Source organism: Sinorhizobium sp. Y406 (assembly GCF_058732025.1).
This window is the reverse complement of sequence record NZ_CM178974.1, coordinates 819117-845491: the sequence shown is the minus strand read 5'-3', so window position 1 is coordinate 845491 and position 26375 is coordinate 819117. Positions and strand designations below refer to the sequence as shown.

Below are 26375 nucleotides of genomic sequence, written 5' to 3'. Positions count from 1 at the left end.
CGCCCTCCCCCGGGGCGAACTGCACCCTTGGCCGCGGTGGCGAGCAATCACTCCGGCTTCGGAGCGGGAAACTGCGCCAGTCGCGCCGCATAGCGCGCCATCGTGTCGACTTCGAGATTAACGAGATCCCCGGCCTTGCGCTCTCCCCAGGTCGTGACTTCGAGCGAATGGCGGATCAAAAGCACATCGAACTCGGCGCCGTCGACCTTGTTGACGGTGAGCGACGTGCCGTCGAGCGCCACTGACCCCTTCGGAGCGACGAAACGGGCGAGATGATCTGGCACCCGCAGGCGGAAGCGCACGGCGTCGCCTTCCGGTTCCACGGCGAGGATCTCCGCGACTCCGTCTACGTGACCCGAGACGATATGGCCACCAAGCTCGTCGCCGATTTTCAGCGACCGTTCGAGATTGATGCGGGTGCCCTCTCGCCAGGCGCCGATGGTCGTGAGCCTCAGCGCCTCCTCCCATGCCTCCGCTTCGAACCAGCGCTCATTGCTGCCGGTCTCCGGCAGCCCCGTCACCGTCAGACACACGCCTGCATGGGCGATTGAGGCGCCCATGTCGATCGTCTTCGGATCGTAATTGCTGGCGATGCGAAGCTTGATCCCTTCGCTGAGCGGCGCGACCTTCTCAACCTTGCCAATGTCGGTGATTATGCCTGTGAACATCCGGTATCTCTCTCGTATTCCTCGAAAATGTCGTCACCGTAGCGCGCGATGCGCCGGAGTGTGAAGCGGGGCGGAACGGACGTCCGTTCAAATGGGGATCTGATGCCGCTCTCGCCAATGGCTGCCGGACCGGTGAACAGCAGGATGCGGTCGATGAGATCCGCATCAAAAAAGTCGCGGGCGGCACGGGCGCCGCCCTCGACCAGGAGCGAAGAGATGCCGCGCGACGCGAGTGCCGTCAAAAGGTCGGAGATTGTGTCCGTGCACAGGACCTCGACGCCGGCGGCCTCAAGGGCTGCACGGCGGTTAGCGTAGTCGCCCCCTCTCCCCGCGTGCGGGGAGAGGGCCGGTCCTCGGGTTAAACCCGAGGAGAGGGGCGAATCGCTGCCGCCTGGCCCCTCATCCGCCCTTCTGGGACCTTCTCCCCGCGGGCGGGGAGAAGGAATATCCGCGCCGCCCGCCACGACTATCAGCGGAATGTCGCGCGCCGTGCGCACCAATTTCGACTCGATCGGCAGTTCCAGGCGGCGGTCGAGCACGATGCGAATGGGGGAGCGTTCCTCGAGGCCGGCGAGCCGCACCGTCAGTTCCGGATCATCGGCACTGGCCGTGCCGACGCCGACAAGGATCGCGTCGGTTTCGGCCCGCAGGACCTGTACCTGCGCACGGGAGATCGCGCCGGTGATCCTGACCTGCCCCTCCCCTTCCTTGCCGATCATGCCGTCGGAGGAAACGGCAAGTTTCAGAATCACGTGCGGGCGTTTGTTGCGCTGACGCATGAGGTAGCCCTCCAGCACGCGCTCGCCGGCCTCGCCGAGAATGCCGAGATCGACATCGATGCCAGCCTCGCGCAGCCTCACCACGCCGCGTCCGGCTACGCGCTCATCGGGGTCGAGAATGCACACGACCACACGGGCCACGCCCGCGGCAACGAGCGCGTCGGCACAGGGCGGCGTTTTGCCGTGATGCGAACAGGGTTCGAGGGTGACATAGGCCGTTGCCCCCCTCGCCCTTTCACCGGCCTCGGCAAGCGCCTGCGTCTCGGCATGCGGGCGGCCGCCCGGCGCCGTCGCGGCGCGACCGACGATCGCCCCATCCTTGACGATCACGCAGCCGACGGAAGGATTGGTAGAGGTGAGACCGAGATTATGCCGGGCGAGACGCAACGCCGCAGCCATGAATCTCTCGTCTTCATGTATCGGCTCGCTCATGCGCCTCCCAGTCTCCCAATGCAGGTTCCGCGAAAGTGTCCCACCGTTTCGCGACCAGACCTGTGGCAATAAAGGAACCGGGGCAGACAGCTCGGGAGGGACCACGAATATCTGCTCTGGCTATTCTCCGGGATCGCGCGCGATCTTGGCGCTGATTTCGGCGATCACCTTCTCGAAATCGTCGGCGTGGGAGAAATCGCGATAGACGGAGGCGTAGCGGACGAAGGCGACGTCGTCGAGACTCTTCAGCGCCTCGAGCACCTGGAGGCCGATTTCCTCCGAGTGGATCTCCGTCTCTCCGGAGCTCTCCAGGCGGCGGACGATGCCGGAGACTGCCCGCTCGATCCGATCACGGTCGACCGGGCGTTTCCTGAGCGCGATCTCGAAGGATCGCAACAGCTTGTCCCGGTCGAAAGGCACCTTTCGGCCGGTCTTCTTGATGATCATCAGCTCACGCAGCTGCACCCTCTCGAAAGTCGTGAACCGGCCGCCGCAGTCCGGGCAGATGCGGCGACGGCGAATGGCGTTCCCGTCCTCGGCTGGACGGGAATCCTTCACCTGGCTGTCTTCAGAACCACAATAGGGGCAGCGCATGCGGCCTTCCGATTACATGTAGCTGTACATGGGGAAGCGATCGGTGAGCTTCACCACCTTCTCGCGGACCGCCGCTTCGACCGCGGCATTGCCCTCGTCGGAATTCGCGGCCTTGAGGCCATCGAGGACTTCGACGATGAGCTCGCCGATTTCCTTGAATTCCGCTTCCTTGAAGCCGCGCGTGGTGCCGGCCGGCGCGCCGAGGCGCACGCCCGAGGTGACGAAGGGCTTTTCCGGATCGAAGGGGATGCCGTTCTTGTTGCAGGTGATGAAGGCGCGTCCGAGCGCGGCCTCGGCACGCTTGCCGGTCGCATTCTTCTTGCGCAGATCCACCAGCATCAGGTGGTTGTCGGTACCGCCCGAGACAATATCGAGACCGTTGGCCTTCAGCGTTTCCGCAAGGGTGCGGGCGTTCTTGACGATTTGTGCCGCATAATCCTTGAAGGAGGGCTGCAGAGCCTCACCGAAAGCGACAGCCTTGGCGGCGATCACATGCATCAGAGGACCGCCCTGCAGACCCGGGAAGACGGCCGAGTTGATCTTCTTGGCAATCTCTTCGTCATTGGTGAGAACCATGCCGCCGCGGGGACCGCGCAGCGACTTGTGCGTGGTCGTCGTCGCGACATGGCAATGGGGGAACGGCGAAGGATGCTGGCCGCCGGCAACGAGGCCCGCGATATGCGCCATGTCGACCATCAGCCAGGCGCCGATCTCGTCGGCGATTTCGCGGAAGCGCTTCCAGTCCCAGATGCGCGAATAGGCGGTGCCGCCGGCGATGATCAGTTTCGGCTTGTGCCTGCGCGCCTTCTCGGCAACGTCATCCATGTCGAGCAGATGGTCGTCTTCACGCACCCCGTAGGAAACGACGTTGAACCACTTACCCGACATGTTGACCGGGGAACCGTGGGTCAGGTGACCGCCGGAATTGAGGTCGAGACCCATGAAGGTGTCGCCCGGCTGCAGCAGCGCCAGGAACACCGCCTGGTTCATCTGTGAGCCCGAATTCGGCTGCACGTTGGCGAAATTGACACCGAAGAGCTTCTTGGCGCGCTCGATCGCCAGTTCCTCGGCGATGTCGACGAACTGGCAGCCGCCGTAATAGCGCTTGCCCGGATAGCCCTCGGCATATTTGTTCGTCATGATCGAGCCCTGGGCCTCGAGCACGGCGCGCGAAACGATGTTTTCGGAAGCGATCAGCTCGATCTCATGGCGCTGGCGACCGAGCTCCTTCTCGATCGCACCGGAGATCTCCGGATCGCTATCGGCGAGAGAGCGGGTGAAAAAGGCGTCGTTGGTCTGTGCAAGCATCGGCTCGAGGCTCCTCTCAAAGGTGGGTGTTCCTTTATCTTCCTCGCACGCCGAGGGCAATATCCGCTATGCGGATTGCGCCATTTCCACCATCCGGGGCGCCCAAATATCGAGACCGCAATCACGTGAAAGGCCGCGCATTCCATGGAGATGCGCGGCCTTTGTCGAAGAATACGGCACCTTGCTTATTGCGGCAGGGCGTCGGCGTCGATCGGTCCGGCCGATTGCTCGATTCCGGTCGTGGTCTGCAGCGCGAGTTCGGCCGCGCCGTCGCGCTGGTAGATATCGTCGCGGAACTGGACTACGCGATCCTTCGCCGACCATGCGGTGACGTAAGTGAAATAGACCGGCACCTCTTCGGCGAGCTCGATCGGCGTGTTGACTCCCGACTTGATCGTCGCCTCGATCTGCTGGCGCGACCAGCCGGGCGTCTCCTTGAGCAGCCAGGTCGAAAGGTCACGCACGTTCTGCACGCGTACGCAGCCGGAGGATTCGAAGCGCATCAGCTTGTTGAACAGGCCCTGCTGCGGGGTGTCGTGCATGTAGACCGCGTGCTCGTTGTGGAAGTTGATCTTCGTCGAGGACATCGCATTGATCTTGCCCGGATCCTGCCGGAACATCAGGTTCGGCGCCTTTTCCGCATTCCAGTCCACCGTTTCTGGCGAAACTTCGTTGCCGCTGGCATCGAAGAGGCGGATGGCGTTGCGCTCCAGATAGGTCGGGTCCTTGCGCATCAGCGGCATGATGTCCTTCTGAACGATCGAGCGCGGCGCGGTCCAATAGGGATTGAGGATGACCTCGTAGATCTTGGAGTTGAGGATCGGCGACTGGCGGTCGATCTTGCCGACAATGGCGGTGTGGCGCAGCACGACGCGACCGTTCTCGACCGCCTCGATATAGGCTGCGGGAATGTTGACCATGACATAGCGGCGGCCGAGATCGCCGGACATCGACTGCAACCGCACGAGGTTGGTTTCGAGCTGAGCCAGTCGGGTGGCGGCGTCGACATTGAGCGCCTTCAGCGTGAACTCGCCGATCACGCCGTCCGTCGGCAGCCCGTGGCGGGCCTGGAATCGCTTGACCGCGCCGTCGACATAGGAATCGAAGGCGGAGGAAATGCCGGCCGCGCGAGGCAGGTCGCCGGAGACCATCAGCCGTTGACGCAACTGCTGGACGGCTGGGTCGTTCACCCCGAGTTCCAGCCGCACGGTCGATGGCGCCGTTACCATCGGCCATCCGCCGGCGGCGACGATCTGCTGGTAGTCGAAAATCGCCTGCTGCACATGCGCGATCGTCTCGGGTCCGAAGACCGGCGTGTTGGAGAGGACTGCCGTTGCGGTGCGCGAGGCCTTTGCGTCGAACTGGTCGTCCCAGGAGCCGCGACGCGGCGAATTGATGAGCTCATCCAGCGCCGTCTGAGCATACGCAGACCCGGCCCATGCCGCGGCGCCAAACGCTGCGGCCGAGCGCAGAAATGCGCGACGCGAGTTAGCATCAATTCCGTTCTTTTTCGACATAGTCCCTACCATCTCAATGCGTCGAAACGCGCTGCCCGAGCCCTGCAGCGCCCACGCGTCCCATCAGACGCGCAGGGGTCGCTACAGCTCTTTGAACTGCTGCATGCCTCCCTCACCAGAGGTCGATTCAAGGAGACAAGCAGTAGCACGAACGTGGTTAACAAAGGTTAACTCGCATGCCCACCCGCCCCACACATACCTACACGGTCATGCAAGCGAGAGCCATACCGGCAGGCGGACGGCGACGAAACGCAACCGCACACGAGAACCTGCCGCGTGCCTGCGTCGCTGTCACAGCAATATGGCCGATTCGTGTCTCGGCGGCCAAAACGGCCGACCGCCGGCGGAGGAGCGCCCACAATCACCGCGGACAATATCAGCAAAGGCCGGACACGCAGGGATTGCGCCCGACCTCTGGTGCTGGAGGTGACCGCCGCCCAACTAAAGGCGATACATGATGCTGTCGTTCCAAAAGCGATCGAGGCGCTGCAAGAGCTTGTTCATCTGCGTGAACTCCTCGGAGCCGATGCCGCCGACCTTGTCGATCGAGACGATGTGGCGCTCATAGAGCCTGGCGACCGTTTCGGCGATCTCCTGGCCTTCCTCGGTCAGGCTGATGCGAACCGAACGGCGATCGACGCGGGAGCGTTGGTGGTTTATTAGACCGAGATCGACCAGCTTCTTGACATTGTAGGAAACGTTCGAGCCGAGATAGTAACCCCGTGAGCGAAGCTCGCCGGCGGTCAGTTCGGAGTTGCCGATGTTGAAGAGCAAGAGCGCCTGGACGGCATTGACGTCGCTGCGGCCCTGACGGTCGAATTCGTCTTTGATGACGTCCAGCAGGCGCCGATGCAAACGCTCGACGAGGTGAAGGGATTCGAGATAGAGACCACGGATCGTCTCTTCCTGGAGATTACCTTGGGTGTATTGGGGCGCTGCGGCCTGCGGCTTCATTTTCGTGTTCATTTTCTTCGTGCCTCACTGTTTCGCTTGGCGGTGTCTCTTTGTTTTCCCGCCTTGAGTGAGACCCTATCGAATACGTATAAAATTCTACTTAAACCGCAGCCTTAACATGTACTTACCACTGCCGGAGCCTGTCTCAGGGTGAATCAACCCTTACCTTCCGCGCCTGGCGCAGCCGCTGAAAATAGAGCACGGCACGAAAGAGGACGAAGGTGACGGCGACGCTCCCGTGCAGCAGGAGCAGGAACGGACGTGCGCCGAGAATGCCCGGATAGGACTCGTACATCGCGATTTCGATTGCAGCGGCGACGACCCAGACCACCGGACCCCAGGAGACGAGCAGCCACAGACCGATCGCCGCAACCGGGTAGACGACGGCAAGCGCCGTCGCGGCCGCGCGCCATTGAGGCGGCAAGAGATCGAACCGGCCGGCGCCGCCATGGGAAAAACCGATCAGCATCGCCCAGTATTCGAGCGCGAACCAGAAACAGGCGATGGACACCAGCCGCAGAAACCAGCCGAAGAGAATTTCGACAAGCGACGGCTTCGGCACATGCTGAGAATCATGAAGCATAGGTCGCAAGATAGGCCGTGCGCATTCGGCGCACCAGCACGAAGGACGGGAAGGCGATCTCGATCACACCTCTCGTCGAGCGAAAAATGCCGCAGGCACGCGCCTCGCAAGACTGTTTTCAACCCGGTGAGGCGCGTGATAAACCGCGTTCAGGATAGAGACGAAGGAAAGGCGCCAGGCGCGATGAACGGCAGCACAAATCTTGTGGACAGGATAACCGGACACCGCCGCATGCGCCGCAACCGCAAGGCGGACTGGACGCGTCGGCTGGTCCAGGAAAACCGCCTCACCGTCGACGACCTGATCTGGCCGATCTTCATTGTCCCCGGCAATGGCATCGTCGACCCGATCGAAGCGATGCCAGGTGTCAACCGCATGAGCGTCGACAAGGCGGTCGAGGCGGCAAAGGAAGCGGCCGATCTCGGCATTCCAGCCATCGCCACCTTCCCCAATATCGACGTGGCGCTGCGCGACGAGACCGGCTCGCACAGCCTCGCGCCCGACAACCTCATCAACCAGGCGACCCGAGCGATCAAGAAAGCAGTTCCCCATATCGGCGTCATCACCGACGTGGCGCTTGACCCCTTCACCAGTCACGGCCACGACGGCATCCTGCGCGACGGCGAGATCGTCAATGACGAGACGGTGGAGGCGATTGCCAGGGCGGCCGTGATCCAGGCGAATGCCGGCTCTGACATCATCGCTCCTTCCGACATGATGGACGGGCGGATCGGCGCAATCCGCGAAGCGCTTGATGCGAGCGGTCACCAGACTGTCGGCATCATGTCCTATGCGACGAAATTCGCCTCCGCCTTCTATGGCCCCTATCGCGAGGCGATCGGCACCGGCGGACTGCTCAAGGGCGACAAGAAGACTTACTATATCGACCCGGCCAACGGCACCGAGGCAATTCGCGATGCCGCACTCGACGTCGAAGAAGGCGCCGACATGCTGATGGTGAAGCCCGGACTGGCCTATCTCGACATCTGCTGGCGAATGAAGGAGGCCTTCGGCCTGCCCGTCTTCGCCTATCAGGTGTCGGGCGAATACACGCAGGTCAAGGCGGCCGCCGCCAATGGCTGGATCGACGGCGAACGGGTGATGCTCGAAACCTTGCTTGCCTTCAAGCGGGCGGGCTGCGACGGCATCCTCACCTATTTTGCCGTCGAGGCGGCAAAGCTCCTTCAAAATCCCTGACGCTTGCGGCAGCCCGCATTGTTTTGTCGGAATCGCTCCCCATATGATTCGGGAACGACGCGAGGGCCGAAATGAGCATGCACGACCAAGAACTCCGACTTCCGAGCCAGGATTGGCGCGCCTATCAGGGCGTCCTGTCGCGCCGGGTGTTTGCCTTCATCCTCGATTACGTTATTGTCGCGCTTCTCTGGATCCCGGCGGCGGTGGTCGTTTTCTTCATCGGCATCCTTACGCTCGGCCTCGGCTTTTTCCTCTATCCGATTCTGTTTGCGCTGGTGGCGATGCTCTATTTCGGGCTCACCGTCGGCGGACGCGATCAGGCATCGCCGGGGATGAAAGTCATGGGCGTGGCAATCGCCCGCACCGACGGGCGGCCGATGGATTTCCTGACGGCCATCGTGCACCTGGCTATCTTCTGGATCGCCAATGCACTGCTGACGCCGCTCATCCTGCTGCTCGGCCTCTTCACTGATCGCGGGAGGCTGCTGCACGACCTTCTGATCGGCACCGTCGTCGTCCGGCGCGACATGTACTGACAGCCCCGGCCAAGCCCACCTGAATTTGCTGGTGTCTTGCCGAACGAGTGTGTTGACGTTTTCCATTCTTCGGCCATCCTATGGCGATGAGCCGCACGAAGAGTGACCGCCACGCTCGATGAACACACAGACCACACCGTCTCCACAATTCTACCTGACCGCGCCGGCAGCGTGCCCATACCTGCCGAACGAAATGGAACGGAAGGTCTTCACCCACATGGTGGGTGAACGAGCCCCCGAGCTCAACGATCTCTTGACTCAGGGCGGTTTTCGCCGGTCGCAGAACATCGCCTATCGCCCGGCCTGCGAAACCTGCCGCGCCTGCGTCTCCGTGCGCATTCTCGCCAACGAATTTGCGCCGACCCGATCGATGCGCCGCGTGCTCGCGGCCAACCTTGACATCATGTCCGCCGAATATCCGGCCGAACCGTCCAGCGAGCAATACAACCTCTTCCGCCGATACCTGGACAACCGCCACCAGAAGGGCGGCATGTCCGACATGTCCGTGCTCGATTACGCGATGATGGTCGAGGACACCCATGTCCATACCCACATCATCGAATACCGGCTGCGGGCCGAGGGCGACGGGATCAGCGAAAGGGCCCGCGGTCCGCTCGTTGCCACGGCGCTGACCGACCGTATGGGCGACGGGCTGTCGATGGTCTATTCCTTCTTCGATCCGGCTCTTTCGAACCGTTCGCTCGGCACCTTCATGATCCTCGACCACATCCGCAGGGCGAAGGAACGCAGCCTGCCGCATGTTTATCTCGGCTATTGGGTCAAGGGCTCCCGGAAAATGGGCTACAAGACGAAATTCTTGCCGCAGGAGCATCTTATGGCGCGCGGCTGGGAGCGCTATGCTGGCGATCCCGAATCCAGACACACCTCCACGGACTAATCTTGCGCCACTCTCCTGACGCCGCCCGCCACCGGCGTGGTCTTGCCATCACCGGCCTCGGCGGCCTTGCACTTTCCTTCGACATTCCGCTGATCCGCTCGGCGAACGGCGAGGTCTGGTCGCTGCTCGCCTTGCGCAGCCTGTCGACCTTCGCCGTCGCGATCCTCGCCTGGTTCGTTATCAATCGCGTGCTGCGCCGGCCGACCGCGCTGATCCCCGGCAAGGCCGGTCTCATGGCCGGTCTCTTCTACGGCATCAATTCCTTCACCTTCCTGCTTGCGGTATTCAATACCTCGACCGCGAATGTGGTCTTCATCCTTGCATTCACGTCGATGTTCGCGGCGATTCTCTCCTGGATATTCCTGAAGGAGCGGCCTTCCCGCGCCACGCTCCTGACGATGGCGTTCATGCTTCTGGGCGTCGGAGTGATCGTCGCGGATGGCCTGGAAAGCGGTCATTTCTTCGGGGACGCCATGGCCGCGTGCTCCGCTTTCCTGCTGGCAAGTGCGATCACCGTCAGCCGCGCCAGTGGCCGGGACATGGCGCTGGTGCCACTGACGACCGCGATTTTTCCGGCACTCGCCGCGCTCCTGCTCCTGCCATCCGACGGCTTCTCCATCGCCGAGCCCGGCTACATTCTCGTCAACGGGCTCGTGGTGATCCCCCTCGCCTTCTTCTGTCTGGCGACGGGGCCGCGCTATCTCTCGGCGCCTGAAGTCGGCATGTTCTATCTTCTGGAGACGGTGCTGGCACCGATCTGGGTCTGGATCATCTTTTCCGAAACGCCCACGGCCCAGACCCTTCTGGGTGGCGCGATCCTGATCCTGGCCTTGGTCGGCCATTCGCTCCGGCAGATGCGCCATAAGATGGCAAAGCCACAGCATTCCTGCCCGGAGCAACCGCTTGCCGGTTGAGTGCCTTGTGGCGCCGCGCGTCTTTTCAGACGCATTGGACGCGCAAACATCGCCGTCACGCTTTGAATCTGCGCATCGAGCTTTCCGAAAATCGGTTCAGGGCGGCTGCTCTATGTTTCCTGCATCTGAGAGCGCATCGCCCAGAGTTCGCGATTGGTGTTGATCCATTCGGCCGCGATCTCCAGCGGCGCCGGATTGGCGGCGATCAGTTCGCCCTCGCCCTGCGATCGCCGGGAAATCAGCTCCGCCTCTTCGAGAACCGTCATATGCCTTAAAAGCTCGTCCCGTCGAACGCCGACAGCGATGGCGATATCCGCGGCGGAGGCCTCGCCAGCGAGCAGGACTTCGAGTATGCGGCGGCGCGTCGGGTCGGCGAGCGCCAGCAAGGTGTCGTCAAGGGCCGAAATCATCGCGTTCCTCTCTCCGGGCGCAGGATTCCCCCGCGTCTCGTCGGACTTCAGGAATCATGGGTCAAAGAGTGATGGCGCCCCCAGCGGAAAGTCCCGCCTGGAGAAAAGGCGGGGGCGCCTATTCAAGATGATGCAGCAACCTGTAATTTCAAGATGCCGAATCTTGCGGTCAGCCGCTGAAGCGGCCGCTGCGCGGGAAGCCCTTGGGGACGACACGGCCGGCCCCGGCACGATCGCCGAGCCACTCGATCAGTTCGTCCTTGGACTTGGTGAAGACCCGGCCGGCGCTGTCTTCCCAGGTGAGGCCGTCCGCGATGGCGAAGCAGCGAATGTCGGAAATGCCACCATCCTTGTAGCGTTGCAGGCGCACGCCCTTGCCGCGGGCCATTTCCGGGATCTGCACCAGCGGAAAGACGAGCATCTTGCGGTTTTCGCCGACGACCGCGACGTGATCGCCCTTCACGGCAACCACGAGTTTCGCCTCGTCCGGCATGGCGACATTCATCACCTGCTTGCCCTTGCGGGTATTGGCAACAATATCGCTCTCTGTGACGACGAAGCCGTTGCCGGCGGCGGACGCGACGATGAGTTTGCGCGCTGGATCGTGCACGAGCGCCGTCAGCACATCCTGATCGGTTTCCATGTCGACCATGATGCGCAGCGGTTCGCCGTGGCCGCGCCCGCCCGGCAGCTTGTCGCCGCCGAGCGTATAGACCTTGCCACCGGTGGTGAAGACAAGGATCTTGTCCGTCGTCTGCGCCGGGAACGCGACCTTCAGCGCGTCGCCGTCCTTGAACTGCAGCGAGGACGTGTCGGAAATGTGCCCCTTGAGGGCCCGGATCCAACCCTTCTCCGAAATGACGACAGTGATCGGCTCCTTCTCGATCATCGCCTGCTGGATGGCTTCGATATCGGCCTCGGGCGCGTTGGCGAAGGTGCTGCGCCGCCTGCCGATCTCGGTCGCCTTGGCGAACTTCTTCTTGACCTCGCCGATCTCCCAGGCGACGGTCTGCCATTGCTTGTCATCCGATGCGAGCAGCGCCTCGATCTCGGCCTTTTCCTTGGAGAGCGCGTCGAATTCGGTGCGGATTTCGAATTCCTCAAGCTTGCGCAGCGAGCGCAGCCGCATATTGAGGATCGCTTCGGCTTGGACGTCCGTCAGGCCGAAGCGCTCGATCATCACCGCCTTCGGCTCATCCTCCTCGCGGATGATGCGGATGACCTCGTCGATATTCAAATAGGCGACAAGATAGCCGCCGAGGATCTCCAGCCGCCGGTCGATTGCGGCAAGCCGGTGGCGGGAACGTCGCTGCAGCACCTCGCGGCGGTGCGCCAGCCATTCGCTCAGCACCTCGTTCAACGCCATGACGCGCGGCACGCGGCCCATCGACAGGACATTCATGTTGAGCGGAATGCGGCTTTCGAGTTCAGTCAGCTTGAAGAGCGATTCCATCAGGATATTGGCGTCGACGGTGCGGTTCTTCGGCACCAGGACGACGCGCACATCCTCGGCCGATTCGTCGCGAATATCCTCGAGCAGCGGCAGCTTTCGGGCCACGAGCAGTTCGGCGATCTTTTCGATCAGCCGCGACTTCTGCACCTGGTATGGAATTTCCGTCACGACGATCTGATAGCCGCCGCGGCCCAGATCCTCCACACCCCAGCGGGCGCGCACGCGAAACCCGCCGCGGCCCGTGCGGTAGGACTCGATCATGCTGGCGCGGCTCTCGACGATGACGCCGCCGGTCGGGAAATCCGGCCCCTCGATCCCGCCCCGCTGAGGATTGGCCGGATCGAACAGAAGCTCCTCCACCGTCGCATTCGGGTGGCGGATGAGATGGAGCGCCGCGTCGCAGAGCTCATGCGCATTGTGCGGCGGGATCGACGTCGCCATGCCAACGGCGATGCCCGAGGCGCCGTTGGCGAGCAGGTTGGGGAAGGCGCCGGGAAGCACCGTCGGCTCCTGATCTTCCTCGTTGTATGTCGGACGGAAGTCGACCGCGTCCTGGTCGATTCCCTCCAGGAGGAGGGCCGCAACCTCGGTCATCTTGGCTTCGGTGTATCGATAGGCGGCAGCGTTGTCGCCATCGATATTGCCGAAATTGCCCTGGCCGTCGACGACCGGATAGCGTTGCGAGAAATCCTGCGCGAGGCGCACCAGCGCGTCATAGACGGACTGGTCTCCGTGTGGATGGAACTTACCGATGACGTCGCCGACGATGCGCGCGCATTTCTTGAACGAGGAGTTGGGCCTGAGCCCCATCTCGCTCATGGCGTGGATGATGCGGCGATGAACCGGCTTCAGCCCGTCTCGGACATCCGGCAGCGCGCGGTGCATGATGGTCGACAGTGCGTAGGCGAGATAGCGCTCTTCCAGCGCTGCCTTGAGGTCAACCGGCAGAATGTTGTCGTCTCCGCCAGATGGCGGCAAAAGGCTCTGTCCCATATGCTCTTGCTAGCGCACCGGGTCCGCCACGGCAAGGATTCCAAAGCAGATATCCATGGGTTTGCCGCAGGTTCCGATCGCAAAACCGTAGAACGCTTTTGCGCAACCTTGTGGAGAACCTGCACCCTCCGCTTGCCTTTCCGACGTTTTGAACGCACTGCGGCTAACCTTCCGGAAAGCATGATCCATCAGGCATGACGCGCGATTGCAGGCGGCAATATAAATTTGCCGAGTTTCGTATTAGGGTCTGGCGTGACCGATTTGGGACTGAGGGAGAGCGAGTGCCGCAACCGCAACGCATGCATCGGAATGCGCCCGCGTGGAAAGGCCGGCGGGATGTTCGCCGGCGGCGTTTCCGCAGCCATTGCCGTGCCGATTTGACGGAGGGCACCAACATCGCTCAGATTGCAACGGGCGACTCCGGATACCACTTAACGACGAATTTTTTTTCAAAGGAAATCCAATATGATGAACGCGCGCAAGATCCGCCTGATGATGGCCGGCGCCGCCTTTCTCACGCTTGCCGGCCCGGCCTTTGCCCTAGACGGCGCGGACATGGTGAGGAAGCTGAGCGCCGCCCTCGAGCTCAACGGGTCCAAGCTTAGCTTCGACAAGGCGGAGGCCGACGGCGATACCGTGACCGTCACGGGCGTCAAGCTGCAGGTGGCAGCCAAGCCCGGCCAATCCTTCGATATCGGTCAGGTGACGTTCGAGGGCGTCGAGGAAGCGGACGACGGCGGCTACTACGCCGAGACGGTCTCCTTCCCGGACGTCGATGCGAAGGACGGAAAGGATGCAATCTCCCTGAAGGATATTGCCATTGGCGGTCTCGATATCCCCGGCGATCCGTCGGGCGATACGATCAACGACATCCTGCTCTATGAATCCTTCAGCACCGGACCGCTGGTGCTCACGGTGAAAGGCAAGGAGGCCTTCACCATTTCCAGCATGGAAGGCAATCTGACGCGACAGGAGAACGACGCCGGATTCGACTTCGATGCCATCATCGCCGGCGTGCAGGCGGACCTCTCCGAAATGGACGACGCCAAGGCGAAGGAAGCGATCGAGAAGCTCGGCCTGCAGCAGATCGACGGCAAGATCACCATGAAAGGAAGTTGGGAACTCAAGAGCGGTAATCTCGCACTCGAGGAATACGCCCTGGATTTCCAGAACATCGGACGGCTGAATATCACGATGGACTTTTCCGGCTATACGCTCGAGTTCCTGAAATCGATGCAGGAAGCAGTCAAGGCGGCCGAGGCAAACCCGAACAAGAAAGAGGCAGAGCAGGCAATGGGCCTCGCCATGCTCGGCCTGATGCAGCAACTGACGTTCAACAGCGCCTCGATCCGCTTCGACGACGCGTCGATCACGAAAAAGGCGCTCGATTTCGCTGGCAGCCAACAGGGGGTCACCGGCGAGCAACTGGCGCAGTCGCTGAAGGGCCTGGTGCCGATCATGATGGCTCAGTTCAACCTGCCGGAACTGCAGAACCAGGTGACTGCTGCCGTCAATGCCTATCTCGACAGCCCGAAGAGCTTGACCATCAGCGCCGAACCGGAGAAGCCGGTGCCGTTTCCGATGATCATGGGCGCGGCCATGGGCGCGCCCAATACGCTTCCGTCGGTTCTGGGCGTGACGGTGGCGGCGAACGATTGATTGCCGCTGCCGCCGACCCGTACGGCAGCCAAAATCTCCAGCGTCGCGCGTCTTTTTCAGACGCGCGACGCTGTAGCATTCTTGAGTTGCTGCATGTCTCCTTGAAACGAGGTCGTTTCAAGGAGACATGCGCAGCCCTGGCGCCGGGCTTTTTTTTATCCCTCCGATTGATGCTATGATGGTGTGCTTGATGGATGAAGGCGGCTGCCTATCTATTATCTGGGTTGCCGACAGTCGTGCATCGCCCGACCGATGAAACGGAAGGAGTACGCCATGGGACTGAAGCAGTCGGATATCACCGCTATCCTCGGCCCGGTCGACGAGACTCTGATGGCCGAACTTCTTGCAACGGGCGCAACCGCAAGCGAGCTTGCCGAGGCAATCGCCTGGGTCAACAATGACGAGGCCCTGATCGGCGAGGGCCGCCATCTTCCCGCCGGCCGCGTCGCGGCATTGATCGACATCCTGACGCCTGACGACGTCGAAGAGTGAGGCAAGTGCAGGCCTCGGGAGCGCGTCGCTTCCGGGGCGGTGCGAGAATGCCAAAAATGAGTGCGGACCGGCTGCCTATGAGGCCGGACGCGGAGGAACAAAGATTTCCGTGCTGAGGGAGGAGGCGCACATGGCTGCCAAAGACGTCAAGTTCAATACCGACGCTCGCGACCGCATGTTACGCGGCGTCGATATCATGGCCAATGCCGTCCGGGTGACGCTTGGCCCCAAGGGTCGAAACGTGGTGATCGACAAATCATTCGGCGCACCGCGGATCACCAAGGACGGCGTCTCCGTCGCCAAGGAAATCGAGCTTGAGGACAAGTTCGAGAACATGGGGGCGCAGATGCTGCGTGAGGTCGCCTCGCGGACGAGCGATGTCGCCGGCGACGGTACGACGACGGCGACCGTGCTCGCCCAGGCGATCGTTCGGGAAGGCGCCAAGGCCGTAGCCTCCGGCATGAACCCGATGGATTTGAAGCGCGGCATCGACCTCGCCGTCGACGCGATCGTCAAGGAACTCCAGGGGCACGCCCGCAAAGTCTCGAAGAACGAGGAAATCGCTCAAGTCGCGACGATCTCGGCCAATGGGGATGCGGAGATCGGCCGCTATCTCGCCGAAGCGATGGAAAAGGTCGGCAATGAGGGGGTGATCACCGTCGAGGAAGCCAAGACCGCCGAGATCGAGCTCGAAGTGGTCGAGGGCATGCAATTCGATAGGGGCTATCTCTCGCCCTACTTCATCACCAATCAGGAGAAGATGCGGGCGGAACTCGAAGATGCCTATATCCTGATTCACGAGAAGAAGCTCTCGAACCTGCAGGCGATGATCCCCATCCTCGAAGGGGTCATCCAGGCCGGCAAGCCGCTCCTGATCATCGCTGAAGACGTCGAGGGCGAAGCGCTCGCCACGCTCGTCGTCAACAAGCTTCGCGGCGGACTGAAGATCGCCGCCGTCAAAGCACCCGGATTCGGCGATCGCCGCAAGGCGATGCTGGAGGATATCGCGGTTCTCACCGGCGGCACCGTCGTCTCCGAAGATCTCGGCATCAAACTTGAGAACGTCACCATGGACACGCTCGGACGGGCGAAGCGCATCATGGTCGAGAAGGAGACCACGACCATCGTCGACGGCGCCGGCAGCAGGGAGGATATCAGCGGCCGCGTCGCGCAGATCAAGGCACAGATCGAGGAGACGACCTCCGACTACGATCGCGAAAAGCTGCAGGAGCGGCTGGCAAAGCTCGCCGGCGGCGTTGCCGTCATCCGTGTCGGCGGCTCGACCGAGGTCGAGGTGAAGGAAAAGAAAGACCGCGTAGACGACGCGCTGCACGCGACACGCGCGGCGGTCGAAGAAGGTATCCTGCCGGGTGGCGGCGTCGCGCTGCTCAGGGTGGTCAAGGCGCTCGGCAGCGTGCCCACGGCCAATGACGACCAGCGCGTCGGCGTCGAGATCGTTCGCCGGGCGGTCGAGGCGCCGGTCCGCCAGATCGCCGAGAATGCCGGTTCCGAAGGATCGATCATTGTCGGGCAGCTGCGCGAGAAGTCGGACTTCTCCTACGGCTGGAATGCCCAGACGAACGAATTCGGCGATCTCTTCGAAATGGGCGTGATCGACCCGGCCAAGGTCGTGCGCGCGGCGCTACAGGATGCAGCCTCCGTTGCCGGCCTTTTGGTGACGACCGAAGCGATGATCGCCGAGAAACCGAAGAAGGACGGGCAGTCACCGATGCCGCCGGCACCGGGCATGGATTTCTAAGAACGACGGAACGAGCCCTGAAACAAGCGCAGATCACAGCGCGGCTGTTGTGTGCCCCGCACGTTGGCAGGGCGGTCGTACGACCCCGTATTGTCAGCTCGAATCGCAGCGGGGCGGAGCGAAACGCCGGCCATCTCTTCTTGTCATTTCGAGCGCTTGTCGAGCGAAGACGCGATTGAATAAATCACTTTCTTTGATATAGAACATCGATACGCATTTTCATCCCTGTCTATCGGAGCCCCATGAGCCGCAATTTTCTTGTCGTCGACCCGGAGGAAGGCATGCCCATTCTGAAGGGGCTCGCTTCACCGGCAAGGGTCTCTGTGTTGAAGCTCCTGCACAAAAAGGGGCCGCTGAACGTCAACGAAATTGCGGACATCCTCAAGCTGCCGCAGTCGAGCGTCTCGACCAACGTTCAGATGCTGGAGGAGGCCGGGCTCATCCGCACCGAAACGCAGAAGGCGCGCAAGGGAAACCAGAAGGTTTGCCATAGCGTCTATGACGAAGTCCTCGTCGTCTTCAAGAATGAAATCAAGGAAACCGAACCGGACGCGATCGAAGTGTCGATGCCGCTCGGGCTCTATACGAGCTTCGAGGTGACCGCCCCTTGCGGGCTTTGCTCGGTCGACGGCATCATCGGCCTGCTCGACGTCCCCGACACGTTCCTCGATCCCGACCGCATGAAGGCGGCGCTCATCTGGTTCACGCGCGGCTACGTCGAGTATCAGTTTCCCAATAATGCGCGGCTGACGAATACCATTATTCGCGAGGTCGAATTCGTCATGGAGTTGAGCTCGGAAGTGCCTGGAACCAGCGCCGACTGGCCTTCCGACATCACGCTGACGGTCAATGGCGTCGACATCGGAACCTGGACGTCTCCGGGTGATTTCGGCGACAAACGCGGGGTTTTCACGCCGGATTGGTGGAAGCTCAAGGGCTCGCAATACGGCAAGCTCAAGAGTTTCAGGGTCAATGATGACGGCGCCTTCGTCGATGGCCTGCGTATCTCCAATGTCAAGCTCGCAGACCTGAAGGTCGAAGAGCATCACTCGATCCGGCTTCGCGTCGGCGTGCGCGACAATGCCCGCCACCCCGGCGGGGTCAACATCTTCGGCCGTGGTTTCGGCAACTACGACCAGGATATCCTCTTGCGCCTCAAAACGCGCTGAGACTTGTGCGGGGCAAATATCGCCTCTTGACCATCGCCGCGGCTTCCGCTTTATTCATCCTGATTTATGATATAAATCATGAATTATGATGTAGTGGAGGAATGCATGAAGGCTGCGGTCACGGTACACAGCAAGTATACGATCTCGGATATCGATCCCCGCCTTTACGGCTCCTTCATCGAACACCTCGGGCGCGCCGTTTATACCGGCATCTACGAACCCGACCATCCAACCGCCGACGAGAACGGCATGCGCCGGGATGTGATCGATCTTGTCAGGAAACTCAAGGTTCCGATCGTCCGCTATCCGGGCGGGAATTTCGTGTCCGCCTACAATTGGGAAGACGGCATTGGTCCGAAAGAGAGCCGGCCGGTCCGCCTCGATCTCGCCTGGCACACCTCAGAAAGCAATCAGGTCGGCATCCATGAATTCGCCGAATGGTGTGCGGCCGTCGACACGGAGATGATGCTCGCCGTGAATCTCGGCTCGCGCGGACTCGACGAGGCCCGCAACTTCCTAGAATACGTCAATCACCCAGGCGGCAGCGTATGGAGCGATAAGCGCCGCGCCAACGGCCGCGCCGAGCCTTGGGGCGTCAAGGTCTGGTGCCTCGGCAACGAGATGGACGGCCCCTGGCAGATCGGCCACAAGACCGCTGATGAATATGGCAGGCTGGCGCACGAGACCGCCAAGGCAATGCGCGCCTTCGACAGCTCGCTCGAGCTGGTCGTCTGCGGTTCCTCCAATGCGCACATGCCGACCTATCCAGAGTGGGAAGCGACGGTTCTCGATCACACCTACAACGAGGTCGACTACATCTCGCTGCACATGTATTTCGAGAACCGCGCCAAGAACACCGCCAACTATCTCGCCCGCAGCATCGAACTCGACAACTATATCGGCACAGTCGCCGGCGTGATCGCTTACGTCAAGGCCAAGAAGCGCTCGGACAAGAGCGTCTATATCTCGTTCGATGAATGGAATGTCTGGTATCATTCGAAGGAACGCGACAAGGAGACACTTGCGGGCGCCCATGGATGGCCGCACGCGCCTGCCCTGCTCGAGGACGATTACAATTTCGAGGACGTGCTTCAGGTCGGCTGCATCCTTAACACCTTTATCAACCGCGCCGACGTCGTGAAGATCGCCTGCCTGGCGCAACTCGTGAATGTCATCGCCCCGATCATGACGGTGCCGGGCGGGCCGGCCTGGCGCCAGACGATTTTCTATCCCTATTATTTCGCCTCGGCCTATGGTCGCGGGACGGCTCTCAAGCTGCATGTCGACAGCCCGACCTATCGGGTCGAGGGCCTCGGCGACGTGCCGTATCTCGATGTATCGGCCGTCCATGACACCGACCAAAAAGCCGTCACCTTCTTCATCGTCAACCGGCATGGCACGGAAACGCTCGATCTCAACGTCCGCCTGATCGACTTCGGCGCGCTGACGATTGTCGATGACCAGGTGCTCGCTCATTCGGACATCAACGCCACCAACACGGCCGAAAGACCGGACAATGTGGTCCCGAGGAAGGGAGACGGTGCTGTGGCTTCGGATGGAAGACTCGGCGCCAGGATTCCGCCCCTCTCCTACCGCATGATCCGGCTGCGTTGATTAATATCATGATAACCGATACATATCGTAATATTGTTGACATTCCAATTGTATGATTTATCGTTTAGGCACAGGCTCGACGTGCCGCTGGGAGGAGAAGATGGGAGCAAGCGCTTCTGTTTTGGCACTATCGTTGACCGGTCGAGGCTCGCCGAGCCACCCGAGAACCATGGCGTCCGGCGCGTTCCGACCAAATGTGTATATCAGCTTTCCCCATTCTGACTGCCCGATCGGAGCAGCCGCATGACCGCCCATATCGACATTCAGAGTGTCAGCAAGCGCTACGGCTCGCTGACCGTCCTCGACGGCCTGTCGCTGTCGATCAAGGCCAATGAGTTCATGGTGTTCCTGGGGCCCTCGGGTTGCGGCAAGTCAACGCTTCTGCGCATGATCGCCGGCCTCGAAAGCGTCGACGAGGGAACGATCGCGATCAACGGCCAGCGCATCGACAACCTGCCACCGGGCAAGCGCGACATCGCCATGGTGTTCCAGAGCTATGCGCTCTATCCGCACATGACCGTCGCCGATAACATGGCGTTTGGACTGCGCAACATCAACGTGCCGGCCGATGTCATTTCCGCCCGCGTCGCGGAAGCCGCGCGCCTGCTGGAAATCGGCCACCTGCTCGAACGCAAGCCCGGCCAGCTTTCCGGCGGCCAGCGTCAGCGCGTCGCGATCGGCCGGGCCATCGTCAAGGAACCGAAGGCCTTCCTGTTCGATGAACCGCTCTCCAATCTCGATGCGGCGCTGCGTGTGCGCACCCGCGTCGAACTCGCCCAGCTTCGCAACCGCGTCAAATCGACGATGGTCTTCGTCACCCATGACCAGATCGAGGCGATGACGCTCGCCGATCGCATCGTCGTCATGAACAATCGCAAGATCGAGCAGATCGGCACGCCGATGGAGATCTATTCGCGCCCGGCAAGCCGCTTCGTTGCGACCTTCGTCGGCTCGCCGACGATGAACTTCCTGCCCGTCAGCCTTTCGATCCAGGGAGGTTTTGTTCGAGCAAGATTGCCGGACGGGACCGAACTGCAGACGGCGATCCCTCTTGCCGGGATCAACGGTAGCGAGCACGCGCTCGGCATTCGCGCCGAGGCGGTCAAGCTCGCGCATGGCGGGACGGCGACGACCACGGGCAAGGTCGATGTGATCGAACGGCTCGGCGACCGAACGCTGCTCTATGCTCGCCTCAAGGACGGAAGCGCCATCGTCGCCGAGGATATCGGCAACAGCCGCATCGCGATCGGCGACGAAATTGCCCTGACACTCGACGGCGCTCGCACCCACCTTTTCGACGCCGCAGGCCGGGCCTGGCACAATGAGGAGACGGCCCATGGCTGAGGCGGCCCTCCCCGGCAGCAACTCGACCGCCAGGCCAGCCGCTCGGCAGGCGGCGCAGAACATCAACGCGCCGCTCTGGCGCAACGCGCTTTTCGTCGCGCCCTACCTCATCTTTTTCGTGACGCTGCTCGTCGTACCGCTCTTCTGGGGCGTCTGGCTCAGCCTGCACAAGGCCGATGCCTTCGGCACCGGGCGGTTCGTCGGCCTCGACAATTATCTTCGGCTCTTCAGGGACAAGATCTTCCTCCAGGCGGTCGGCAATACCTTCTATTTCGTTTTCCTAACCGTTCCCGCGCTTGCCCTCATCGGGCTCTTGCTGGCGCTGGCACTCAATCGCAAGACGAGAACAGCCGCCGCGTTGCGCACCGTCTACTTCTCGTCGTCCGTCCTGTCGGTGACGATCGTCACGCTGATCTGGCGCATCGTCTTCATCGGCAATTTCGGCCTGCTCGCCACGATCTATGGCTGGTTCGGCGCAACCGCGCCCGTTTTCCTCTCCGATCCGAAGCTGACAATGATCGGGATTGCAATCGCGACCGTCTGGTGGTGCATCGGTCTGCCGATGATGCTGTTTCTCTCGGCCCTGCAGCAGGTGCCTCAGGATATCTACGAGGCTGCGGCGCTCGACAATGCGAGCCGCTGGCGCACCCTCTGGCACATTACCCTGCCCTCAATCCGGCGCACCTTTGTCCTGGTGATAATCATCGAGATCGTCCTGCAGTTCCAGCTCTTCGGGCAGGCGCGGCTAATGACGCAGGGCGGTCCCAACAACGTCTCGAAGCCGATCGTGCTCTATATCTACGAGGCGGCTTTCACCAAATGGGATCTCGGGCTTGGCGCCGCAGCATCCGAAATCCTTTTCATTCTGATCATGATCGCAGCGCTCACGCAGTACTTCATCTCGCGTCGAAAGGGAGTAGAAGGATGAGCTCCATTTCTTCCGGCATGGTCGGGCGCTCGACCGGCGATCGCATCATCCTTATCCTGGCGATCAGCCTTGCGCTTCTGATGATGGCGCCGATCGCGTGGGTCGTCGCGATGTCGCTCAAGGACAACAAGGAACTGATGACGGATATGAACTCCGTCTTCCATGCGCCGTATACGATCGTCAACTACATCAATATCCTGGCGACGTCCTCGGTCTTCCGCTGGATTCTGAACAGTATGATCGTCTCGGGCACGCTGACGATCTTCACGCTGGTCCTCTCATCACTCGCCGGCTACGGTTTTGCGCGATTGAACTTTCCGTTCCGGAATACGCTGTTCGTCATTGTTCTGCTCGGACTCGCCGTTCCGGAGCAGGCGGTGCTGATCGCCCGCCACCAGCTCTTCAGCTGGCTGAAATTCCACAACACCTATCATGGGCTGATCCTGCCAGGCCTGGCCGCCCCCTTCGGCGTGTTCCTGATGACGCAATATTTCCGCGCCATCCCGAAGGAGCTCGACGAGGCCGCATTGCTCGACAATGCCAGCCGCTTCAAGATCTTCTGGAAAGTGCTGCTGCCGCTGACACTGCCTGCCCAGGCAACGCTCGGCATCTTCACCTTCCTGTCTTCCTGGAACGACTACTTCTGGCCATTGATCTCCGGCACGAAGAAGGAAATGTACACGCTGACGATCGGCATCGCCTCGACGCAGACGAACTTCGCGCAATCGGAGGGGCTTGGCTTCCTGATGTCGCAGGCGGTCTTCGCAGGCGCGCCGATCCTCATTCTCTACCTGTTCTTCCAGAAATACATCGTGACGGCCGTCTCCGGCGCCGCCGTGCGCTGAAGGCAGCCCATCGATGAACGTTGGCAATCGGCTCTCGGGAGGAGAGTCAGCAAGGGTCGACGACCCGATGAGGAGGAGATGGAAATGACGCTTACCCTGCGCAAATACATGCTGGCAGCCGCCTCTGCGTTTGCCTTGGCAACGGCGACGCCTACCCTTGCGGCAACGGAGCTCACCGTGCAACGCTTTTTCGGCGCCTGCGACGCGGAGTTCGGCACCAACACCGACGTCGGCAAGGCCGTCGGAGAATGCGGCATCATCACGTCGCTGATCAACAAGTTCAATGCCGACAATCCGGACGTGCACGTAAGCGTGTCCACGGTCGAATGGCCGGGTTACGACCAGCTGACGGCGCAGTTTGCGGCCGGCGATCCGCCGGACATCGTCACCATCCACCATTCCGTACTCGGAGACTACCAGTCGAGGGGGCTCTTGATGCCGCTCGATGATCTCCTCAAATCAGTCGGCATCGCGCCCTCCGACTTCACCGAAGCAAGCCTCAGCGGCGTCACCAAGGACGGTAGTATCTATGGCCTGCCGATCGACAACTGGACCATGCTGTTCCACATCAACATGGACCTCTTCAAGAAGGCCGGGCTCGTCAATGCCGATGGCACGCCGAAGTTGCCGACCAGCGTCGACGAGCTTATGGCACAGGCCAAGCAGTTCAAGGAGAAAACCGGCAAACCCTATTTCGTTCAGAACCTCGCCAATGAGGTGGCACTCTATACGCGCAACCTCTACACCTATCTCTTCCAGCAGGATTCCGACTTCTTCGCCGACCCCGAGCAGGTGAAGCTCAATACGCCGGAAGCAAGACGCGTGCTCGAAATGTACAAAGCGATCTACGACAACGATTACACGACGAAGGACATGGATTACGCCGCCGGCATCAACGCCTTCCTCGCAGGCGAAGGCGGCGTTCATTTGAACGGCACATGGGTGATCGGCGACTACACCGCCTCATCGGAAACATCAGGAACGGCGCTCAATGCAGGCGGCTACGCCGTCTATCCCTATCCGCAGCTCTTCCCCGGCACAAAGGCGCAATATGCGGACGGGCACAGCTGGGCCGTCTCGCAGAAGCAGCGCACACCAGAGGAAGAAGCGGCGATCGGCAAATTCCTGAAGTTCTTCAACGACAACGATTTCGAGTGGTCGCGCACCGGCCATCTTCCGGCTGTGAAGGCGGTGCTGGAATCGGAGGAGTTCAAGGCGCTGCCGCATCGCGACACGATCGCGGCCGTCGCAACGCTCGGCACGCCGCTCCCCTCGACCGTGCAACGCCAGTTCGCCATTCAAGACATCATCGGCCAGGAGATGAATGCAGCGATCACCGGACAGAAGGAAATCGACGCGGCGCTGGCAGACATGGAATCGCGCATCAACGAGTTGCTCGCCAATATCTGAGAACGCGCGCGCCGCGAAGAAAAGCCCGGCGAGGCGATCGCCGGGCCTTTTTGTTTTAAAGGAAGGAACTCAGTCCTTCTTCTGCGGGATCGGCCGGATCGCCAGTTCACGCAATTGCGCGGGCGTCGCCGGCGACGGCGCGCCCATGAGAAGGTCGACCGCCTGCTGGTTCATCGGGAAGAGGGAGATTTCGCGCAGGTTCTTGGCGCCGACCAGCAGCATGACGATGCGGTCGATGCCAAACGCCATGCCGCCATGCGGAGGCGCGCCGTACTGGAAAGCGCGGTAGAGGCCGCCGAACTGCTCTTCGACATCCGCCTGACTGAGGCCGACGTTTTCGAAAGCCTTGACCATGAGCTCCGGCGACTGGTTACGGATCGAGCCCGACGCGATTTCAAAGCCGTTGCAGACCATGTCGTACTGGAACGCCTTGATCGAGAGCAGGTCGTCGCCAGAGAGTGCCTCGAGGCCGCCCTGCGGCATAGAGAAAGGATTGTGGGCGAAGTCGACGCGCTTTTCGTCTTCGTTCCATTCATAGAACGGGAAGTCGACGATCCAGCACAGTTCGAAGCGGTCGCGGTCGACGAGGTTCAGTTCCTCGCCGGCGCGGCTGCGGGCTTCTCCGGCGAACTTGTAGAACTTGGCGGGTTCACCGGCGACGAAGAAGCACGCGTCCCCATCCTCAAGCCCGAGTTGCGTGCGGATCGCGTCCGTGCGCTCCTCGCCGATATTCTTGGCAAGCGGGCCGGCGCCTTCCAGCTTCTCCCCTTCCTTGCGCCAGAAGATGTAGCCGAGGCCTGGCTGGCCCTGGCTCTGCGCCCAGCCGTTCATGCGGTCGCAGAAGGCGCGGCTGCCGCCGGTCTTTGCCGGAATGGCCCAGATCTCCACCTTCGGGTTGGAGGCGATCATATTGGCGAAGACCTTGAAGCCGGAGCCGGCGAAGTGTTCGGTGACCTCCTGCATTTCGATCGGGTTGCGGAGATCCGGCTTGTCGGAGCCGTATTTACGGATCGCCGTGTCATAGGGGATGCGCGGGAACTTCTCCGTGACCGGCTTGCCGCCTGCGAAATCCGCGAAGATCGAGCGGATCATCGGCTCCATCGTGTCCCAGACGTCCTCCTGCTCGACGAAGCTCATCTCCAGGTCGAGTTGGTAGAATTCGCCGGGCAGGCGGTCGGCGCGCGGATCCTCATCGCGGAAACAGGGGGCGATCTGGAAGTAGCGGTCGAAGCCGGCGACCATCAGTAGCTGCTTGTACTGCTGCGGCGCCTGCGGCAGCGCGTAGAAGCTGCCGGGGTGAAGACGGCTCGGCACCAGGAAGTCGCGCGCGCCCTCAGGCGAGGAAGCGGTCAGGATCGGTGTCGTGTATTCGGTAAAGCCGATCTCGTTCATGCGCCGGCGCATGGCACCGATGATCTCGGTGCGCTTGACGATGTTCTTGTGCAGCGTTTCGCGACGCAGATCGAGAAAGCGGTACCTAAGGCGCACGTCTTCCGGATAATCCGGCTCGCCGAATACCGGCAGCGGCAATTCCTTGGCGGCCGACAACACCTCTATCTCGCCGGCATAGAGCTCGATCTCGCCGGTCGGCATGTTCCTGTTGATCGTATCCTCGGTGCGGGCCTTGACCGTGCCATCGACGCGGATCACCCATTCGCCGCGCACCGTCTCCGCCATCTTGAAGGCCGGGGAATCGGGATCGGCGACGACCTGGGTCACGCCATAATGGTCGCGCAGATCGATGAAGAGCACGCCGCCATGGTCGCGGACGCGGTGAACCCAGCCGGAGAGGCGAACGGTGGAGCCGACATCCGACTTGCGGAGGGCGGCACAGGTGTGGCTGCGGTAACGGTGCATCGTCTAGTCCTGGAAATTGCAGAGGACCGCGTGAGGCTCGCAAAGGCGGCGCGCGGCGGCAC

The 26375-nt window shown here is 61.6% G+C and carries 23 protein-coding genes; 13 read left to right on the top strand and 10 right to left on the bottom strand.

Annotated features, from left to right (window positions below; translation table 11 throughout):
• Positions 1 to 47: 47 nt before the first annotated feature.
• The 7 genes from AC4P1R_RS04045 to AC4P1R_RS04015 form a co-directional block, all read right to left on the bottom strand.
• Positions 48 to 668 (bottom strand): riboflavin synthase, encoded by a 621-nt coding sequence (locus AC4P1R_RS04045; protein WP_069460662.1) that lies wholly within the window; start codon positions 666 to 668, stop codon positions 48 to 50.
• Complete coding sequence (gene ribD / locus AC4P1R_RS04040) at positions 653 to 1879, bottom strand: bifunctional diaminohydroxyphosphoribosylaminopyrimidine deaminase/5-amino-6-(5-phosphoribosylamino)uracil reductase RibD (RefSeq protein ID WP_069460661.1); 1227 nt, start codon at positions 1877 to 1879, stop codon at positions 653 to 655. Before ribD ends, AC4P1R_RS04045 begins: the two co-directional genes overlap by 16 nt.
• Before the next feature lie 120 nt (positions 1880 to 1999).
• Entirely contained in the window at positions 2000 to 2473 is a 474-nt protein-coding gene (nrdR, locus tag AC4P1R_RS04035; protein WP_069460660.1) for a transcriptional regulator NrdR, read from the bottom strand.
• 12 nt (positions 2474 to 2485) lie between these two features.
• Positions 2486 to 3781, bottom strand: a complete 1296-nt coding sequence (gene glyA, locus AC4P1R_RS04030) for a serine hydroxymethyltransferase (protein WP_069460659.1) — start codon at positions 3779 to 3781, stop codon at positions 2486 to 2488.
• A gap of 185 nt (positions 3782 to 3966) precedes the next feature.
• Positions 3967 to 5298 carry a L,D-transpeptidase family protein gene (locus tag AC4P1R_RS04025; protein ID WP_069460658.1) on the bottom strand — a complete coding sequence of 444 codons (1332 nt, stop codon included), beginning with the start codon at positions 5296 to 5298 and terminating at the stop codon, positions 3967 to 3969.
• A 441-nt stretch (positions 5299 to 5739) separates the two neighbouring features.
• The gene (gene ldtR, locus AC4P1R_RS04020; protein ID WP_069460657.1) at positions 5740 to 6264 is read right to left on the bottom strand and encodes a transcriptional regulator LdtR; all 525 of its coding nucleotides are present in this window, start codon (positions 6262 to 6264) and stop codon (positions 5740 to 5742) included.
• A 133-nt stretch (positions 6265 to 6397) separates the two neighbouring features.
• Positions 6398 to 6835 (bottom strand): DUF6163 family protein, encoded by a 438-nt coding sequence (locus AC4P1R_RS04015; protein WP_069460656.1) that lies wholly within the window; start codon positions 6833 to 6835, stop codon positions 6398 to 6400.
• A 183-nt stretch (positions 6836 to 7018) separates the two neighbouring features.
• Here AC4P1R_RS04015 and hemB point away from each other — a divergent pair, with 183 nt between their 5' ends.
• The 4 genes from hemB to AC4P1R_RS03995 all read left to right on the top strand — a co-directional run bounded on the left by hemB (position 7019) and on the right by AC4P1R_RS03995 (position 10380).
• Entirely contained in the window at positions 7019 to 8032 is a 1014-nt protein-coding gene (gene hemB / locus AC4P1R_RS04010; RefSeq protein WP_069460655.1) for a porphobilinogen synthase, read from the top strand.
• Positions 8033 to 8103: 71 nt separating this feature from the next.
• On the top strand, positions 8104 to 8568 hold the full coding sequence (locus tag AC4P1R_RS04005; protein ID WP_069460654.1) for an RDD family protein: 465 nt from the start codon (positions 8104 to 8106) through the stop codon (positions 8566 to 8568).
• A gap of 118 nt (positions 8569 to 8686) precedes the next feature.
• Complete coding sequence (locus tag AC4P1R_RS04000; protein ID WP_069460653.1) at positions 8687 to 9466, top strand: arginyltransferase; 780 nt, start codon at positions 8687 to 8689, stop codon at positions 9464 to 9466.
• A 2-nt stretch (positions 9467 to 9468) separates the two neighbouring features.
• The gene (locus AC4P1R_RS03995) at positions 9469 to 10380 is read left to right on the top strand and encodes a DMT family transporter (RefSeq protein ID WP_069460652.1); all 912 of its coding nucleotides are present in this window, start codon (positions 9469 to 9471) and stop codon (positions 10378 to 10380) included.
• A gap of 110 nt (positions 10381 to 10490) precedes the next feature.
• On the opposite strand, the gene AC4P1R_RS03990 is transcribed toward AC4P1R_RS03995, so the two are convergent.
• Together AC4P1R_RS03990 and parC are read right to left on the bottom strand one after the other, a co-directional pair.
• Complete coding sequence (locus AC4P1R_RS03990; RefSeq protein WP_069460651.1) at positions 10491 to 10790, bottom strand: metalloregulator ArsR/SmtB family transcription factor; 300 nt, start codon at positions 10788 to 10790, stop codon at positions 10491 to 10493.
• Positions 10791 to 10959: 169 nt separating this feature from the next.
• The gene (parC, locus tag AC4P1R_RS03985) at positions 10960 to 13236 is read right to left on the bottom strand and encodes a DNA topoisomerase IV subunit A (protein ID WP_069460650.1); all 2277 of its coding nucleotides are present in this window, start codon (positions 13234 to 13236) and stop codon (positions 10960 to 10962) included.
• 465 nt (positions 13237 to 13701) lie between these two features.
• Here parC and AC4P1R_RS03980 point away from each other — a divergent pair, with 465 nt between their 5' ends.
• From AC4P1R_RS03980 to AC4P1R_RS03940, 9 genes are all read left to right on the top strand, one after another.
• The gene (locus AC4P1R_RS03980) at positions 13702 to 14895 is read left to right on the top strand and encodes an aq_1923 C-terminal domain (protein ID WP_069460649.1); all 1194 of its coding nucleotides are present in this window, start codon (positions 13702 to 13704) and stop codon (positions 14893 to 14895) included.
• Between the two features lie 273 nt (positions 14896 to 15168).
• Positions 15169 to 15387, top strand: a complete 219-nt coding sequence (locus AC4P1R_RS03975) for a hypothetical protein (RefSeq protein WP_034854195.1) — start codon at positions 15169 to 15171, stop codon at positions 15385 to 15387.
• A gap of 130 nt (positions 15388 to 15517) precedes the next feature.
• Positions 15518 to 17146 carry a chaperonin GroEL gene (gene groL, locus AC4P1R_RS03970; protein WP_069460648.1) on the top strand — a complete coding sequence of 543 codons (1629 nt, stop codon included), beginning with the start codon at positions 15518 to 15520 and terminating at the stop codon, positions 17144 to 17146.
• A gap of 242 nt (positions 17147 to 17388) precedes the next feature.
• Positions 17389 to 18315, top strand: coding sequence for an ArsR/SmtB family transcription factor (locus tag AC4P1R_RS03965; RefSeq protein ID WP_069460647.1), 927 nt, complete (start codon positions 17389 to 17391; stop codon positions 18313 to 18315).
• Positions 18316 to 18420: 105 nt separating this feature from the next.
• Complete coding sequence (gene arfA / locus AC4P1R_RS03960; protein WP_151611938.1) at positions 18421 to 19929, top strand: arabinosylfuranosidase ArfA; 1509 nt, start codon at positions 18421 to 18423, stop codon at positions 19927 to 19929.
• A gap of 243 nt (positions 19930 to 20172) precedes the next feature.
• On the top strand, positions 20173 to 21273 hold the full coding sequence (locus tag AC4P1R_RS03955) for an ABC transporter ATP-binding protein (RefSeq protein ID WP_151611007.1): 1101 nt from the start codon (positions 20173 to 20175) through the stop codon (positions 21271 to 21273).
• On the top strand, positions 21266 to 22201 hold the full coding sequence (locus AC4P1R_RS03950) for a carbohydrate ABC transporter permease (RefSeq protein ID WP_492177451.1): 936 nt from the start codon (positions 21266 to 21268) through the stop codon (positions 22199 to 22201). Before AC4P1R_RS03955 ends, AC4P1R_RS03950 begins: the two co-directional genes overlap by 8 nt.
• A complete protein-coding gene (locus tag AC4P1R_RS03945; protein ID WP_069460643.1) occupies positions 22198 to 23046 on the top strand; it encodes a carbohydrate ABC transporter permease in 849 nt (282 codons plus the stop codon). Before AC4P1R_RS03950 ends, AC4P1R_RS03945 begins: the two co-directional genes overlap by 4 nt.
• Before the next feature lie 84 nt (positions 23047 to 23130).
• Complete coding sequence (locus tag AC4P1R_RS03940) at positions 23131 to 24456, top strand: extracellular solute-binding protein (protein WP_069460851.1); 1326 nt, start codon at positions 23131 to 23133, stop codon at positions 24454 to 24456.
• Positions 24457 to 24525: 69 nt separating this feature from the next.
• Here the strand turns inward: AC4P1R_RS03940 and aspS are convergent, their stop codons facing one another.
• Complete coding sequence (gene aspS / locus AC4P1R_RS03935) at positions 24526 to 26313, bottom strand: aspartate--tRNA ligase (protein WP_069460642.1); 1788 nt, start codon at positions 26311 to 26313, stop codon at positions 24526 to 24528.
• Between the last annotated feature and the right edge of the window lie 62 nt (positions 26314 to 26375).